The organism is Neobacillus sedimentimangrovi (assembly GCF_010614825.1).
Taxonomy (GTDB): domain Bacteria; phylum Bacillota; class Bacilli; order Bacillales; family Cytobacillaceae; genus Neobacillus; species Neobacillus thermocopriae.
The window spans coordinates 20,660-36,498 of the sequence record NZ_JAAFZF010000015.1 but is presented as its reverse complement, the minus strand read 5'-3'; the positions used below and the strand labels follow the sequence as shown (position 1 = coordinate 36,498).

Annotated in this window: 25 protein-coding genes; all 25 read right to left on the bottom strand. The window is 38.6% G+C overall.

Translation table 11 applies throughout. The features are described 5' to 3' along the window. The 25 genes from GZA11_RS07375 to GZA11_RS07260 all read right to left on the bottom strand — a co-directional run bounded on the left by GZA11_RS07375 (window position 1) and on the right by GZA11_RS07260 (window position 15,829). A complete protein-coding gene (locus GZA11_RS07375; protein ID WP_163183340.1) occupies window positions 1–3,051 on the bottom strand; it encodes a phage tail tape measure protein in 3,051 nt (1,016 codons plus the stop codon). Window positions 3,052–3,054: 3 nt separating this feature from the next. Then, entirely contained in the window at window positions 3,055–3,429 is a 375-nt protein-coding gene (locus GZA11_RS07370; RefSeq protein WP_235924911.1) for a phenylalanine racemase, read from the bottom strand. Between the two features lie 53 nt (window positions 3,430–3,482). Beyond that, window positions 3,483–3,785 carry a segregation and condensation protein B gene (locus GZA11_RS07365; protein WP_163183339.1) on the bottom strand — a complete coding sequence of 101 codons (303 nt, stop codon included), beginning with the start codon at window positions 3,783–3,785 and terminating at the stop codon, window positions 3,483–3,485. Between the two features lie 21 nt (window positions 3,786–3,806). Next, window positions 3,807–4,283 (bottom strand): phage major tail protein, TP901-1 family, encoded by a 477-nt coding sequence (locus GZA11_RS07360; protein WP_163183338.1) that lies wholly within the window; start codon window positions 4,281–4,283, stop codon window positions 3,807–3,809. A 12-nt stretch (window positions 4,284–4,295) separates the two neighbouring features. Then, window positions 4,296–4,703 carry a DUF5072 family protein gene (locus tag GZA11_RS07355; RefSeq protein WP_163183337.1) on the bottom strand — a complete coding sequence of 136 codons (408 nt, stop codon included), beginning with the start codon at window positions 4,701–4,703 and terminating at the stop codon, window positions 4,296–4,298. Window positions 4,704–4,707: 4 nt separating this feature from the next. Then, entirely contained in the window at window positions 4,708–5,067 is a 360-nt protein-coding gene (locus tag GZA11_RS07350) for a hypothetical protein (protein WP_163183336.1), read from the bottom strand. Then, window positions 5,064–5,384, bottom strand: a complete 321-nt coding sequence (locus GZA11_RS07345; protein ID WP_163183335.1) for a hypothetical protein — start codon at window positions 5,382–5,384, stop codon at window positions 5,064–5,066. The genes GZA11_RS07350 and GZA11_RS07345 overlap by 4 nt, the downstream gene beginning before the upstream one ends. After that, window positions 5,381–5,707: a phage head-tail connector protein gene (locus GZA11_RS07340; protein WP_163183334.1), complete on the bottom strand. Its 327-nt coding sequence runs from the start codon at window positions 5,705–5,707 to the stop codon at window positions 5,381–5,383. The genes GZA11_RS07345 and GZA11_RS07340 overlap by 4 nt, the downstream gene beginning before the upstream one ends. A 2-nt stretch (window positions 5,708–5,709) precedes the next feature. Next, on the bottom strand, window positions 5,710–5,940 hold the full coding sequence (locus GZA11_RS07335; protein ID WP_163183333.1) for a hypothetical protein: 231 nt from the start codon (window positions 5,938–5,940) through the stop codon (window positions 5,710–5,712). 17 nt (window positions 5,941–5,957) lie between these two features. After that, the gene (locus GZA11_RS07330; protein ID WP_163183332.1) at window positions 5,958–6,944 is read right to left on the bottom strand and encodes a major capsid protein; all 987 of its coding nucleotides are present in this window, start codon (window positions 6,942–6,944) and stop codon (window positions 5,958–5,960) included. 18 nt (window positions 6,945–6,962) lie between these two features. Further along, window positions 6,963–7,631, bottom strand: coding sequence for a DUF4355 domain-containing protein (locus GZA11_RS07325; RefSeq protein ID WP_163183331.1), 669 nt, complete (start codon window positions 7,629–7,631; stop codon window positions 6,963–6,965). Between the two features lie 209 nt (window positions 7,632–7,840). After that, a complete protein-coding gene (locus GZA11_RS07320) occupies window positions 7,841–8,737 on the bottom strand; it encodes a minor capsid protein (RefSeq protein ID WP_163183330.1) in 897 nt (298 codons plus the stop codon). Between the two features lie 2 nt (window positions 8,738–8,739). Further along, window positions 8,740–9,018 carry a hypothetical protein gene (locus GZA11_RS07315; protein WP_163183329.1) on the bottom strand — a complete coding sequence of 93 codons (279 nt, stop codon included), beginning with the start codon at window positions 9,016–9,018 and terminating at the stop codon, window positions 8,740–8,742. Window position 9,019: 1 nt separating this feature from the next. After that, window positions 9,020–10,342, bottom strand: a complete 1,323-nt coding sequence (locus tag GZA11_RS07310) for a phage portal protein (protein ID WP_163183328.1) — start codon at window positions 10,340–10,342, stop codon at window positions 9,020–9,022. A gap of 30 nt (window positions 10,343–10,372) precedes the next feature. Continuing rightward, entirely contained in the window at window positions 10,373–11,635 is a 1,263-nt protein-coding gene (locus tag GZA11_RS07305) for a PBSX family phage terminase large subunit (RefSeq protein ID WP_204317751.1), read from the bottom strand. Further along, window positions 11,625–12,140, bottom strand: coding sequence for a terminase small subunit (locus tag GZA11_RS07300; protein WP_163183326.1), 516 nt, complete (start codon window positions 12,138–12,140; stop codon window positions 11,625–11,627). Before GZA11_RS07300 ends, GZA11_RS07305 begins: the two co-directional genes overlap by 11 nt. 292 nt (window positions 12,141–12,432) lie before the next feature. Next, complete coding sequence (locus GZA11_RS07295; RefSeq protein WP_235924909.1) at window positions 12,433–12,876, bottom strand: helix-turn-helix transcriptional regulator; 444 nt, start codon at window positions 12,874–12,876, stop codon at window positions 12,433–12,435. Window positions 12,877–13,064: 188 nt separating this feature from the next. Then, window positions 13,065–13,211 carry a hypothetical protein gene (locus GZA11_RS16465; RefSeq protein WP_204317750.1) on the bottom strand — a complete coding sequence of 49 codons (147 nt, stop codon included), beginning with the start codon at window positions 13,209–13,211 and terminating at the stop codon, window positions 13,065–13,067. Between the two features lie 112 nt (window positions 13,212–13,323). Then, window positions 13,324–13,857, bottom strand: a complete 534-nt coding sequence (locus tag GZA11_RS07290; RefSeq protein WP_163183325.1) for a DUF5651 domain-containing protein — start codon at window positions 13,855–13,857, stop codon at window positions 13,324–13,326. After that, window positions 13,854–13,982 (bottom strand): DUF3983 domain-containing protein, encoded by a 129-nt coding sequence (locus GZA11_RS07285; RefSeq protein WP_268926762.1) that lies wholly within the window; start codon window positions 13,980–13,982, stop codon window positions 13,854–13,856. Before GZA11_RS07285 ends, GZA11_RS07290 begins: the two co-directional genes overlap by 4 nt. A gap of 119 nt (window positions 13,983–14,101) precedes the next feature. Beyond that, window positions 14,102–14,560, bottom strand: a complete 459-nt coding sequence (locus GZA11_RS07280; protein ID WP_163183324.1) for a DUF1064 domain-containing protein — start codon at window positions 14,558–14,560, stop codon at window positions 14,102–14,104. Then, window positions 14,557–14,742, bottom strand: coding sequence for a hypothetical protein (locus GZA11_RS07275; protein ID WP_163183323.1), 186 nt, complete (start codon window positions 14,740–14,742; stop codon window positions 14,557–14,559). The genes GZA11_RS07280 and GZA11_RS07275 overlap by 4 nt, the downstream gene beginning before the upstream one ends. Then, entirely contained in the window at window positions 14,742–15,227 is a 486-nt protein-coding gene (locus tag GZA11_RS07270; RefSeq protein ID WP_163183322.1) for a dUTP diphosphatase, read from the bottom strand. The genes GZA11_RS07275 and GZA11_RS07270 overlap by 1 nt, the downstream gene beginning before the upstream one ends. After that, window positions 15,224–15,616 carry a hypothetical protein gene (locus GZA11_RS07265; protein ID WP_163183321.1) on the bottom strand — a complete coding sequence of 131 codons (393 nt, stop codon included), beginning with the start codon at window positions 15,614–15,616 and terminating at the stop codon, window positions 15,224–15,226. The genes GZA11_RS07270 and GZA11_RS07265 overlap by 4 nt, the downstream gene beginning before the upstream one ends. Window positions 15,617–15,628: 12 nt before the next feature. Continuing rightward, window positions 15,629–15,829 carry a hypothetical protein gene (locus GZA11_RS07260; protein ID WP_163183320.1) on the bottom strand — a complete coding sequence of 67 codons (201 nt, stop codon included), beginning with the start codon at window positions 15,827–15,829 and terminating at the stop codon, window positions 15,629–15,631. Between the last annotated feature and the right edge of the window lie 10 nt (window positions 15,830–15,839).

Below are 15,839 nucleotides of genomic sequence, written 5' to 3'. Positions count from 1 at the left end.
CTACCCCCTATTTCCGTTCATATAAGTTCTTACGGTAAAGTTTTGCGCTTGTCTTGCGTCTAGGTACGGCTCAGTTACTCGTGCAAGCTCGTAGCCGTCGACTTCCCATACGTTGGTGATTACGATTGGTCGACTGTCGGATCGTTGTGTTTGTACGACCTGAACACTATTATTTTTTTTCGCTGCTTCACGTGCATATCGCATAGAAACATCATGAGGAATCACTTGGGCCCCATTAGGTAAGTTCACTAACTCACCACGGCCACCTTCGTTAATGTACGCAAAACCACCTTGCCAATCATCAGTACCATTCGCGAGATAAGGTATCTTTCCAATGCTTACACCAGGTATCTTATTAATTAGCCCAATTGCTGCATTGATTCCACCGATGACGTTATTGATGAAACCTTTAACTTGTCCAACTAATCTTTGAACTGCACTGGAGATTCCAGAAAACACATTAGAAACAAATCCGGTCAAACCTGACCATGCGCCTTGAATCGCAGAAAAAACTCCAGTTATCGCACTTGATACTCGATTCATGACACCCGTTACAATACTAAAAATAGTATTAAACACCCCAGAAACAATCGAACTCAAACCACTGATAACAGAGCTTATCGAGTTAATTGCTGATCCAATAAACGTAACGATATTTCTGAAAATCCCAGAAACTACAGAAAAAACAGTGTTAAAAATTCCGGTTACGACAGCGATAATTGGACGAATTGCTGCAATGATGTTCGCGATAATTCCTGCAACAAATGCAACAATTGGAGCGATAATCGCCATGATCGCATTGATAATTCCACCAAAAAATGCGACAAGTGGTGTAACTGCTGAAATCACATTAGCCACTACATTTACAACCACTGTGATAATACTCATGAAAACAGGTATTAAAGCTTGGACGACTTGCATTATCACGTTAATAATGGCTATAAATGCAGGCGCGACCGTCTGAACAATATTCATAATGGTTGAAATGATGTTTACAATGACCGGCAACAACGAACTAATCAACATACCTATCAAAGGCATTAATTGAGCTGCTGTCTGTGCAATTATGACCACAATTTGTGTGATAATTGGAACCAATTGGTTGATTAATGAAATCAATACTGGCAACACCATTTGAACAATATTCATAAATGCCATTCCTACTTGAATGACCACAGGAATCAATGTTTGCAAAGCACTCATAAACACAGGAATAATCGCTGCAGCAATTTCTCCTAAAGCCGTACCGATAGTTGATACAACCGGGATAAGCATAGAGGAAACCTGTTGAAACGCACTTACAATTTGTGGTCCAAAGTTTTGGAATAACAAGATGACGCCTTTAATAATTGGATTCAACCCTAGAAAAATTGAAGCTAACTGTATGCCGAATCCACTACCGATTCCTCCTGCAGATTGAAACCCTTGAATAATACTTGTAAAAAACGTTTGTACTACAGGCCAGACCGCTTGAACAATGCCGGATATCGTGGAAAATACGGCACTAAGTTTAGAACCAACAGAACTTAATACAGCTCCAAAATCAATGTTTGAAAAAGCATTACTAATCATGTTTCCGATATTCGCAATAATCGGTTGTAGGGCTGACCACCATCCCTGAATGATTGGGATAACCGTGTTAATAACACTGGATATTTTTTCTCCTATTTCTGTAAAGGCAGAAATTACATTGTTTCTAAACGCCTCATTAGTAGCCATTTGGTGACCGAAGACAGCTGCCAATCCAGCTAAAGCAGCAATCACCAAACCAATTGGGCTAATTAAAAAGCCAAATGCCGATACAAGCCCACCAAGTCCGATAGTCATAATACCTAAAACAGTTAATACCGGACCTGCTAACGCTGCAATTCCTGCAGCAAAAGCAATCATCTTCTTTGTTCCATCATCTAAACTATTAAACTTATCTATAACTCCAGTAACCCATTTGGCTATATCCGTGATAAAAGGCGACAACTGACTCATGACGCTGATTGTTGCTGATTCAATAGCACCAGATAGATTTTCAAGTGCCCCACCAATACCAGCTTTCATCTGTTCTGCTGCCGCCGCACTAGCTCCTGCTGAGTTTTCAAGCTCTTTTGTTAATCCTTGCAATTCTTCTTGGCCTGCTTGCAATAAGATCAACATGCCACTAGCTGCTTCTGTACCGAATATAGTGGAAAGTGCTGCGATTTTTTGAGCTTCTGTCATACCAGCCAATGATTTATTCAGATCGCCCACAATTTGATTCAACGGCTTAAAATTACCGTTCGCATCTACAGCACTAAATCCTAGTTCGGCCATAGTTTCAGACGCTTCTCTCGTTGGTCCTGCAAGTCTATTAAATGCCATACGCAAGGTTGTACCAGCCTGAGATCCTTCCATACCTGCATTAACCATTAAACCAGTAGCTGCAGATAACTCCTCCATAGATATGCCTAAACTGTTTGCTGCAGGTGCAGCGTATTTAAAGGAGTAAGAGAGGTCAGTGATACCAGCAGCCGTTTTATTGGCAGTCATAGCCAAGATATCTGCGACTTTATTTGACTTATCAGCAGATAACTGGAACCCATTTAGGGCGCTTGCGACTGTATCTGCCGTCAATGCTAGATTCTCACCAGACGCTTCGGCCGCACTTATGACACCAGGCATAGCAGCTATAACTTGATTCGCGTCATAGCCTTTTGCAGCCATTTCCGTCATCGCTTCAGCCACTTGGGTACTCGATAAGGAAGTACTAGCCCCTAAATCTAATGCTGCTTGTGTCATGGCATCTAATTCTTTGGCGCTGGCCCCAGCAATCGCACCAGCCTTTCTCATAGCAGAGTCAAAATCAGCAGTAGTTTTTATGGCACTCATAAAAGGCATAGTAATTCCAGCTGTTAATGCAGCACCACCTATGGTTGCTTTTTTTCCTAAGTCGCTTATCCGTGCGCCAGCATCTTTTACTTTGCTGGACATATTTTGTAAGGTTTCATTTGCTTGTTGAAACGCCCTTGTAAATCCGGTTGCGTCACCCGTTATTTTTGCAGATAATACATAGTCCGCCATCTATTAACCTCCCTTCTTGGGGGTTTTCATTCCATTTGCTTTATAAATCCGATCTACCCAGTCTTTTCCGTTCTTTTCTTCCATTTCAAGAATGGTTTTAACTGCGTTTTCGTTATATTCCTTATCCGCTTTTTTAGGTGCTTTCGGGAATAAATCAATGAATTTTTTCCCTTTTTTTCGTAAAGCGTTGTTAACTGCGTTAAGAACGGCATTTCTCATCCAGGTTGTTTCGTTAATAAATTTCTGTTCATGACGTTTTCGGATAAACATCTTTTCTGTTTCCGTTAGTTGTTCATATTCGTTTTTTGATATGCCTATTTCAACAACAAAAAAAGCTAGCTCCATTTCGTCTTGAAATGGTTCAGCTAGCTTTTGCATTTTTAAATCATAAGGGGTTAAATCACTTTTCGGTAGCTCGCTTTCAACGAGTTCTACCGGAACATAAAACCCATATCAGCTTGGAATTTTTCTAACACTGCATTATTTGTGATAAGATAACCGTTTTCTTCAACAACTTTTTCAAACATTTCTGCAGCCTTTTTCTGTGGAACTGCTTCGTTTGTTTTTTCCTCCACAAGTCCAAAGGAGAATAGTAATTCTAAAAGGTTATACGGTAATACTCCATTATTCTTTACCATTTCACCTACAACACTTGTTTTGGCTAACATTTCAATGGTTTTTAACTTTTTAGCATTGAATTTTAACGTATAAACGATTCCTTCAACTTCAAACATCTATATCATCCTCCGAATTTATTAAACTTCTGGTGTTTGAGGGGCATCCTCTAAATCTACTAATTCCCCTGTACCTTGTAGGCTAATGCTGTAAGTCACTGCGTCATCATAAGGCGCTTCGATTGGATAACTTTTTACAATAGCTAACCCACCAAACATATCCGTTTTGGCCTTTTGATTAGTTACTTTGATTAAGATTGGATCATCACCATCAAATGCTGCTTTTAACTGTTTATGTGAATCATCTGTACGAACATAAACACCATCATTATCAATAGACCATTCTTTCAAGCCACCTAAAAACTGTTTCCAGCCACCATGCGCGTCTTTTGACGTAACCTCAATGGTATCTTTATCACGGTTAATCGTAAGCCCTTGTTGCCCGGCAATAGCCAATAATTTGCTACCTGTAGAATCCCAAATTGATAACAAAATATCTTTACCTGCAATTGCTTTTGCTAATTGACCAGTTAATTGAGTCTTTAATGTTTCACTCATCTATATCACTCCTCAAATTTTTACTTTTAATCCGTAAAAAACGGTAATTCTTAATGTCATAACCGCCATATCCGTGCCATCTTCTTGCGCTAATATCTGATTTACACCATCGAATTGTTGTAAGGTAACTTCATAGCCACCGTCTAACTCGATGTATTCAGAAAATGCTTCATAGACTGCTGTTGTCATTTCGTCTATGTGAATAGAAGAAGATCCATCCGAAAAGGCATGAATCATAATTTCGAACGAATCACGCGCCATAGTTTTACTGTCATCTGGACGTTGTAGGACTGTAGGAATAGCATAAAACGGAATAGGGGCATTATTTGGCACTTTGTCATAACACCGTTTACCCGTATATTCTTGAATTCGATTGATAACGGCTGCTCGAATAAGAGTAGGGTTTAATCTTTTTAACATCAAATCATTCCCTTAACTTTTTCCTTAAATCCTCTTTGTAAATAGGTCTTTGTGTATCCACATTCTTTTTTAAATAAAATTGTCCTGGCACAAACCCGATGGTCCGGCCCCCTCTTACTAATCGGTGCCCATACTCAACATGCGGCGCATAATGAACCGTATAGCCCATCTCATCACCACGATATTGTGCTGATTTCCTTAATTGCCCACCGCCAGTGTAGTCACCTACAGGAGTACCACCTGGCTTTTGAGAACGTGTATAAATGTCACGGATGTTCTTTTCAGCAACCTCTTTGAAATCAGTAGCACTTTTTTGAATGAGCTTTCTAGCAAGTGGATTAACACCTACCCACTCAAACCTCATAATGACTCACTTCCGTAGCGATTAACGACGATTATTCGCCAACGAGTCGTATCATCACCATTGATTTCGTTAATTAAGTGGTATTTATCCTCGAATTTCACTTTTTCAGCTTGTTCAAGTAATTCCTTCGAACACGGAGTAAGTATTTTGCGATTGTGAATCGTTATTTCCCGAACATCTAAAGCAATTTCTTTGCTTGTCCAGGATGAAAAGAGACCTTCTGACTCTTCAATCTGAACGAATTCTTTAATCGGATTTCCTAGAATGTCTTTTCCGGTTTCTTGTTCGGCATATAAAAAGAGGGGTTTGAACTTCATAAGAACCTCAACACCCCTCTATTAGCGTTCTCTTGTTTTTCCTTCATTTCGAGATAACGTGTAAAATCCGGTTCGTATTCCTTAAGTAGATCATCAACAAAGGAAACGCTAAATGTATCAGCATTTTCACTTTTAATTCCTGCGTGATATTTCCGGTTATACATCGCACAAACGACTTCCACTGCAATGGATTCTAATTCATTTGGAAATTCGGAAACTCCTAATCTAAGATTAATGCGGTCTGTTGCTGTTTGAACCAATTCTTGAAGTAAATCTGGTTTAATTTCCGGAATACGAACCATAACTCGAATATCAATTGCCATAGTTATTCACCGCTTTTCTTTTTAGCAGCTACTTTCTTTTCTTTTGACTCTTGCTTCTTTTTGTTTTCGACTTCCTTGATAAATACCTGTCCTGCTTTATTATTTACCGTTAAAAGCTCCTGAATTCGTTTTTCCGTTGGTTTATAACCATAACGGGGGTAAGAATCCCCCGCATTATAAACATAGCCATTATCCTGTAAATCGGAAAACGACTGGATGACTTTGTACGCCATTAGCTCTTACCCCCTCATTAAACTCCTGCAGGCACTTCCGTACGGAATTTGAATTTCACGATACGAATAGCTTTTGGCTCGTATACTCGGCTCCAGTTGGATCCAGTCTCAATTTCAGTATTTGTTGGGAATGTTTTAGCCACGCTGCCTTCGGTCCATTTCACACCGCGTGGATGAAGAATGAACAATTTACGGTTGATTAGGTAATCTTGACCGGCTGCATTACGTTTGTCTCGATCCACTTCTGTTTCTTTAATGTCAGGATGTGAACCATTACCCAATGCAATTGCTCCACTACCAAATAGATACATTTCACCGATTTTATTAGTTGTATCGTATGGCATAGAGTCATCTACAATAACACGTTTGTTCATAAAGTACGGAACACGAATGTTTTGTTCAGACTCTTGAACGTATTCAATTAATTGACGTTTAGCAAGGTAAGATTCAACAAATGAGTGCATCATCACACCAGTAATAGAATCTTTTGCGTCGCCCATTACTTGGTTTGCGTCAATGAATGTTTCACCAGTAAGCAAAGAAGCATTTCCAGATTCATTGGTAATATCCAATGTTTTTTCTGTCATATTTGAAGCAGCGAAAACACCTTTCAATGTAGCTAATAGGATTTTTTGCATTTCACGATCCCAATAACTTGCCACTAAATCGGCAATAGCACCAGCTGGATCATCACCGGATAAGTATGCAGCTAAATTGTTAGCCCCCCACATATTAGCTCGACCATGTTTACGAGCAACGTCTTTGCTGGCTGTGATTTTCTTAGCTGTTAAGTTTGTATCCTCATCCATTACTTCAGAATCACCAGTTAGGTCATTCCAATATGGCATATTCACAAGTGTATTTGGACCACTTGCCAAACGGTCAAATTCAGCATCATGAACAACAATCCCCGACTTAATTAATTCAGATTTTTCCATCGTCCTTTGAATGACATAAGGTGTAAATACCTCAGGTTGAATTACATCAGCTAATTTTGTAGTCATAAATATTCATCCTCCTAATTATTGATTGGCTTGAGCCTTTAATTGTTTGTATAAATCCGGGTTTTCTTTGTAAAGTTTCGCTTGTTCGGTTAGATTAAAATGAGCTTTGCTAAAAGGGTTTTTAAAATTATTACCGGATGGATTTTTCTTTGGTGGATTTCCAGCTAATGCTTCTTTCACTTTTGCAGCAACTGCTTCATCAAACGCTGATTTAAAAACATTAATGTTTTCAAGCGTTTTTTCTGCATTATCTGCAAGTAAAAAGTCCACAAAGTTTGTTGGTAATTGCTTTTCAGTTAAAACCCCAATGGCGTCAGCTTTTAATTCTTTCCGTTCAAGCTCTTTAAATCGTTTTTCGAGTTCTTCTTCACGCTTGCGCATTTCTTCCTCTTTGCGCTCTTTCTCGGATAGTTTAGCTAGACGTTCAGCTTCTTTCTTTTCTTGCTCTAACTTTTCATGGAATTCTTTTTCCCACTTCGTTCGAGCTGTTTTCAAGGCTTTTTCTAGCTTTTTATCAGACTCACTTTCAATACGTTTTAGCAATTCTTCTTCCGTGAGTTCGATTTTCTTTAGTTCTGTTCCCGGCTCTGGTGGATCCGTTGGATTTGATTCTTGTGGATCGACTCCAGGGTCAGCAGCAAAGTGTTGTAAATCTAACTTTAAAAGAAATTTATTTTTATGTTTCATAGTTTCATAATCCCCTTTCATCCCACACACGCATTTTTGCTTGATTATTTCTTAATACACCGTATAAGCCCCAAAAACGCTCATCAGAGCCCTTTCACAACTTATCGGGTAGTAATGCTCTAATCTTGCTTAAATACCCGTGTACGATTGATTTTTGGCATAAAAAATAGCCCTGTTTAACGTCTATTGGCTAAAGACAATTTTCACCCCTAATCATTCTCAATCGGTACTACAGTTGTCCTACAAAATGTATGAAACGGGGGATAATTTACCCCAACCCTTGCATCCTTAAATTCAAATTTTTGACCGTTTAATCCTCTACATGTAGGACTCGTTCGCCTATCCATCACTGCTGTTATTTCATATCGCTTGATACCAGCGTCCATAAATGCCTGTTTATTTGCTTGGTTCATGACAAAGGCACTTTCCGTCACAATCAATCTCATTGATTCATAGGCAGCAACCTCCATGCGACGCTGAATAATCTTGCTCATTTGTTTATAATCAGCGCCTTGGATTATGGCATCTCTAATTTCGTTATTCAAAGTATTAAGCAACTTTTCTTTGTTCGCCCAAATACGGCTTGAAAAATTTCCGTTATTAATCCATTTCTCGTTTAATGTTTGACTTAAAACCAAATCATTTACATTAAAAAATGAAGGAGCATTATCTAGCCCCTTCATGGTGGATAAATACCCCCTCTCATAGGCTTCTTTTAATAGCTTTTCAAAGCCTTCCTGTTCAAAAACTCCTAGTTCCACCATCTTCATACGAATGGACAAGTGTAAACCTTCTAATCTATTTAACTGATAAATGGACTCACGAACAGGCATAAGGTGCATATATTGAGGGAATCTTTTAGCGAATTCCTCATAATCCTTATAGAGCAGATCACGTTCTGCTGGTGCTAAATTAAGAACCAGCTGGCGGTATTCGATGACATTATCTAAACCGTATTTTTGATAATAGGCAGCAATTTCTCTTTCAATGCTGTTTTCTAGTCGATGGTATTCTTTACGAAGTTCCTTATTTAGTTGGTTGTTCTTTTTATCCTGGGCTGCATAAAGCTGTTCCATTCGTTTTTCCCAGTAGGTTTTGCTAGCCATGATTATTCAACCTTTTCATATGTCTTTTCAAATATATCGGGTTTACATGGATAGATTTCACCGTTTACACCTTGAATGATGTAATCTCCACCATTTCCGCGCATAACTCCTTCTAGCGTTTCGATTTCACAATACGCTTCATCAATAGAATATCTTTTGTAATCACAATTTCTAAGAATGATTTTGTTTTCTATTACTTTTTTCATAAACCAATCAGGCATTGGATCAACATAGAATTTAAATGCTTCGATTACAACAGGTTTTTTACGATACTTCGACATCTCATTCACCACCCGTCATAAAATCCCCATCTTCATTTGTCGGAAAAGCACCCATTCGATCCTGTTCTTCTTTTTGGATACGTTCCAGTTCTTGTTTCGGATTATCAACAAATGATAAAACGGATAGCTGAGTTTCTTTAGAAACAATTCCTGATAATTTCCCAGCAGTATCTGCCTCATCGGAAATATTTCTCGGAATGTTCCTAGTGAACGAATAATTTAAATTTCGCCATTCATCCGGTTGTACTTTTCGTTGTGTGCCCAGTATGTTAAAAACCATTTTAAAGCGCCTATTCATACCGGAAACAAATTTCCTTTCCTTCATGGCAGCTAAGTTCTTCATTGGCTGGAGTTTAAATTCTAGGGACACTCCTGAAGCATTTCCAAATGACTCATCATTAATATTTGCGACCATTGAAATCTGATAGATCAGCCGTTCAATACGGTCTAGTAAATTCTCTTGTGTAGTATCCCCGTTAGGCTTTTCCATAAATTCCGCAATGATTTTATCAGCTTCAGAACCATACAAATTGAGTATTCGATTGTCACGGATATATTTTAGCCCTTGTTCATCAAGCTCTACACCTAATAATTTCATGTAGGCATCAGCAAAATAATCCACATCGTTAGCTTTCTCTGATAATGCCTTGTCATAAGCATTAATGAGTGTCTCTACCTGTTCAAATACTGATTGTCTTTCCTCATTTTCGATATATTCAATAACCGGTACATCACCGTAGTAATGTGGTTGCTGATCGGTTAAAGTTAATCCTTCTTTGTCTCCTGTGATTCGAAACTGAGAATTCTTAGTGAAGACTTGACCTGATATTCCATCATCTGTAGTACGGTAACGAACTGCAAATAATGGTTTCTGGGCAATGGTATCGTCATACACGATAAACATATCTAATGGACTGTTATAGGTGCAGCATGTTTCCGAATCCTCGTTTTGATAGATCAATTCGAAAGCATGTCCATAAATACTAGCCATTTTACTTAATTCTGCTTGGTTGTCATCCATATCATTACGGGTCATGAACTCGTCTACAACATCATTTACATTTTGGTCATCATGACTCACCTTTACCGGAATACCGATAAAATAGCCATTAAATGTATCCGTAATGTATTTAGCAAAGTTCACTACAAGCCTATTGTCTGGCTTATATTCCGGCTTATCTTCCTGTGATAGAATAGCGTGATTTCCCTCGTATAAATCCTTTAATTTTTGATATCGAGGAAGCAGCGCTTGATGTTGCTCGATGAAGTCCTGGACGACTTCTCCTGTAATTTCATCCTCTGCCGGAAAAATAAATGGATCCATCTACAAACCTCCTTCTTCGTAATGTTATTGCTATAAAGAGCCTTTGAAAGTCTTGATTTTCGCTTTGCCCCTCATTTCATCCTCTAAACTGTACCTTGTAGCGTCAATACTATGATTATCCTTATCTGGATAAGTACCTTTCAGATTACCGTTAATATCTCGTTCAATTTCATATTGAGTGAATTCTCTTGCTGTATTCGGACAACGCTCTGGATCAATGATAATTTCATTCAAATCTTGTAGCCATTTTATTCCATGCTCCACGCTACCTGGTCCTTTCTTGGCTCCTCTTATTCTCAAACCAAGGTCATTAAACTCTGCGATGGTTCTCGGTTCTGCAGAGTCACCTGTAATCCAATCATTCATAGGATTAAACATTTTAATTTTGTCTACAGCTTCCTTGTTTTTAAGGCCTGCTTGATGAATTTCAACAAAAATAAAAAGACGCCCTCGCGCCTTATCGTAGTAATTCTCAGTATAATGCAATGGATCGGCAGCAAAACCAAAGTCCAATCCACGCCTAATTTTATCGAATCTGGCAATCTCATCATCTGTGATTCTACGTTGTGTGATATTCGTAAACACTTCTGCACCAGTTCCAGTAACAATCCCTAGATATTCATGCTCATATTTTTTCGGGTTTGATTTCTTCAAATGTTCAGCGTCATTGATAAATTGTTCACCAAGCCATTCTTTCGGAACGCTTCTATAATCACTGGAATGAACAAGTGTATCTTGTCTGAATTTCTGTTGTTCTACTTCGGTATTCACCCAGTTATTTTGTGATTGTGGTGGGTTATACGTGTAAAACACTTGAATATCGGGTCCACCACGAACCAACGACTGGTTAATTGTCCGAATTTCTTGCATGTTGTGAAATTCATCTACTTCTTCGTACCAGATAAACTTAGCGTATCCTCGACGAAACTTACTAGATTTAACTTTCTTTGGCTTGTCCGCACCTTTAAAAATAATTTTTTGTCCTGTTGGCTTATAAGTTATGCTTAAAGGATTCAATGAAGCGTGCCATAAATGGCTAACATTGAGCTTATCGATTGCCCAAAGCATTTGTTCATAAACGGATTCACGTAACGTTTCTTTGACTTTACGTAGAATAACTGCGTTTGCATCTGGATCACTCATCATCCCCATGATGATTTCTACAGATACAAACGAGGATTTTGTGGATCCACGACCACCTTTTAACCAATAATGGCCATATTGTTTATTTCGAATTGCATGGTGAACTTCATAAAATGATGGTGCAATAACATTGGTTAGCTTAATGTTCATTTTCATCACTTCTAGGAATGTCGTCGATTATCTGTACGACATCCATAGAACCGTTGATTTCTAGTTTGTCTTTAAACATTCCAAGGTGTTTACCCAACAATTCCAATGCTCTGTTTTTGTCATAGAGTCGAACTTCTCGCTCTACAATGTCTCCATTTTCTCCTGGAATCGTTTTTACTTTTACGCTTGCGATTGCTGCTAAATCATCTTCTGATGCGTCTCCGGAAATTGTGGCTTCTTCAAAATCGATAACATTCGCCGGATTAACTAACGCAATACGTGCCAATTCTCTTAAAACTCGTTCTGCGTTAATTCCTGTACGTTTTGAACGTTCTGCTAACGCTTTGTCTATACGCGCACGTATGTCTGGTTTTGTAAGGTTTTCTGCTCCAATTGCTCTCGCACTATCTGGACTATATCCAGCTCTGATTGCAGCTTGAGTTGCATTTAAATCAATAAGGTATTCTTCAACAAAACGCTTTTGCTTAGCTGTTAATTTTGCCATTTACATACACCTCACTCCTTATGCTAGTTGCTAAGCGTTCAATATTCGCTCTAAACTAAGCCTAGATGTTTCTAGCTAAATTACACTCAGTTTGCAGCGAACATTAAAAAGAAAAGACGATACCAACTATTTGGTACCGTCTATCAACTAATCGTGCGTTACTTATCAGAATCAACGCAACTTCCAACCAAGGTTTTGAGCTATTTATCCTCCAGCTCGAAGAGGTGGAACAGCCAGGAAATCTCTTCCGCGCCGTCCTCCCTCCCAGTTTACTTAAAAAATTTTAAAAATACTAATTTGTCACTTCTGTAACATTTGGAACATTTGTATCAGCCATTTGCTCGATAATACTTTCTCTTAATCTAGAAATATGAGTGTGAGACAAACCCATGTGTAAAGAAATCCAGCGAAAACTTTTCCCTTCAAGTAGCCAATGCAGCACTTCCAGTTCCCGGTCATCCGTAATCTTGTGCATTCTTTCTTGAATGACTCTAACCTTTTTTTCGTATTCAAATATCTTTTTCCAACGTTTTTCTCTCCGAATATACTCTTGGTAAACAGGATCCGATGTACTCCCCTTTGGTTTTGGCATATCGCTATTTTCATATGGTCTAACAATTTTTTCACCAGCTTCAGCCATTGATTCCCGCAATAGCTTAATAGAATTTAACATCCAATGATAATCCTTTAGGATGACGCTTATTTGCTTTTTAGTATAAGTCATTATTTGTGTCATGACCCCACCTTCTTTGGGCTCCCTTTTTCCCTCGCCATTTATAATCCACTTTAAAAGTTTTTGGTGGTTCTATCGGCCGTATTGGGTGTTTCTTGATGTATTCCTGCCTTTGTTCTTCGGTCATGCACCATACTTTCACTTCGCCGTGCAATTACTGACACTCCTTCTGATTTTAATCGAATTGTCCATCAATAAATAATTTCTCTAATTTCGAATTCCTCTATTTCTGTTACATCTTCAATATCTTCGACTTCTTGGTTTCCGTTAACATCTTCGTGAATATATACAATCATTTCAACTTCTGCCTTTACTTTAGCTTTATATCTTTTCCCCATATTAAAAACTTCTCCTTCACATTTTCTTTCAACTCAATTAAGAATCTCCCACATAAAAAACAGTGTAATTACTCCTGCTATTGCAATTTCTAAAAGGACAGCAGCCAAACCTTTATTCATTCGGTTCCACCTCATCCAGGTTGTAAGCGAATTTGCAATTCTTACAATCAAACCCTGACTCAGGAACATAATTATCTTCAAACACTTCATACAGCTCACATGTATTCCAGTCCTTTGTGCAGCTATTACATTTCACAGCCATGATTTCGCTGCACCAGCTATAAAATTGTTCCCTTGGCATGACCGCATTCTGTAACTTATCATTAATATCCCGTTCCATTTTTTTGAGTGTGTAATCATCAACAAGTTTAAAATCAAATTTCATTAACCGTTTCTTTATTACTTCTTGCTCTTTTGGACTCAATCTGTTGTAAACGGAAGCTAAAAACTTTCTCAGAAAGGTTTCTGCTGTTTTTAGATTCTTGTGTTCCTCTTTAGTGATGTTTCCCCTTTTGGACCATTCTTCTAAAATGCTGCTCATTCTTGGTCCATCTACTCCACTATTTCTTAAACCGTCCATCATCTGAACAACTGACTGCAACACCATAAACTGATTCTTTTCATTGGCATTCAAGTAATCTCTCATTTTAGAATCCCTGCTTTCACCCAAATATTGCGCCAGGCTAATTCCAATGCTTTCTTTTCGATCTCCTTCTGACGTTGCTTCATTTCTTTCTTCAATCGTCTTTTTTGCTTTGCCTTATTTGCCACTGCGACCACCACCTAATTTCGGTATGTTATTGCCACCCATTCGCTTACAATCAAATCCAAAACGGCTTGAACACTTTTTAAAGAGTGAGCAGCGCTGAAAACACACTGCCCATCTATCTTCATGCTTTATCCATGCTGATCTGTCGTCTGCGATTATCACCTTTGGCTCCAGATTTCTTCACAGCCTTTCGTAACTTCCGATTTTTCTTCAACTGATCTAGCTCAATCCATCCCCCGTCTATCTTGCTGTATGTAATCAATGAGAGTTTGTGAGGGTATTTCTTTTCAAAGAGTTTTCGCTTAAGTTTAAATGCCTCAGTCTCCATCCCTTTTATGTCAATTACTTCTATGCTGCCGTCCAAATGATGCACTTCAAAATCTGCTAAGTAGTCAATCCTTCTAAATTTCTTTCCGTCCTTTTCAAATGCTTCCTGGAGCAAATACCTTGGTTGTAATCGAAAAAATAATATTTGTTCATTTTCCTGCAACCATTTCAATTGCTGGTAATAACGTGCTTCTAGTTGACTATCGAATATATGATTATCTAACTCTACTTTTTTTGAATTATATTTACTCATACTGTCACCCTATATACTTTGTCTGAATATGCCGCTTTGCCTTTGTACCGTGTCTCCTTTTGACTGGCTGCTTTTTCTTTTCTCGCCTGTAACTCGAAGGCTGCCCGATATTTGTAATGGATCGGGCAAACCTCCTGCAAAATAGTAAATAGCTGCTGCTTGGTTGCTTTCGTGAAATCCATCAATACCCGCCATCCTGTCTATCATGATTCTTCTGATTCTTAGCAAGGTATGCCTGCTCAATTTCTTTCCAAGTGAATCCAAGCATATCTGCAAGCCCTATATAAGCACTCCAGGCTTCGGAATATACCTCTGGACTAAAATGTATGTGCAAGATAGTAAACACGTTGTATAGCCCTATAAATTGTTCTGTGAGCGTTTCTTTTTTGATTGGCTTGATCTTCAATTCCTCGATGTTGTTTTCTAAGCCGATGGATAGAAGAAAGTGTAAACCGTCCGAAAACTCCTCCAAGATCACAGCTTTTTCACTGGCCGGCTTGTTACTCCAATATTTAAAGCAGCGTGTTTCATTTGCTAGTTCCCCTAGTTCTACAAGCAGAGCCAAGACTTTTTCCTTATGCCGACTCTCTCCTTCTTTTCGTGGGTGTTCCGCTTCAATATGTGCATCTAACTCGCTTTGTAACATGAATAACTTTCCTAGATTCATAGTTTTCCCTCTTTTCGCATATGCTGGATTTTATTTTTTACTTGTTCTCTGGTCTTCCCTAACATTTGGGCCAAATTACTGTAGGTTCCGTATTTAACCTTCCCACGGTAATAGGCATTTTTATCTTTCAGGTACCGCTGGATTAATAACTCCTGTTCATCTGTCCATCCGTAATCCGTCTTTGGAAAAGCTAGGTTTTGATCTATCAGCCCCAATTGATTGAATATCTCAAGGGCAAATTGCTTCGTATCCCCGGCGCAAAGGATAAAATCATCCTCGTCAGTCTGGTAAGTGTAAAACTCTTGACATAAAGTAGTGCAGCCACAGATTTTTCGCTGACGTTTTGGAGACAGTTTGGTTAAATCGCCTTTCGTGATGTACGGGATCACCCTAATCCCTCCTCATCTAAACCAACGGTGTTCAGGATGTTCTATGTCCACTTGTCGCATTTCAGCAAGGACCAATTCATATTTAAGAGTTTCGTAATCTAGTTCATGAACAGACTTTCCTGTTTGAGATTTCGAGATTCCTAAATCCAGTAACCGTTCGATTAAAAAATTCCGTTTCATCTCTTGGTGAAGTTGCTTCTTGTCCGTTTTCATTTGCTTCACC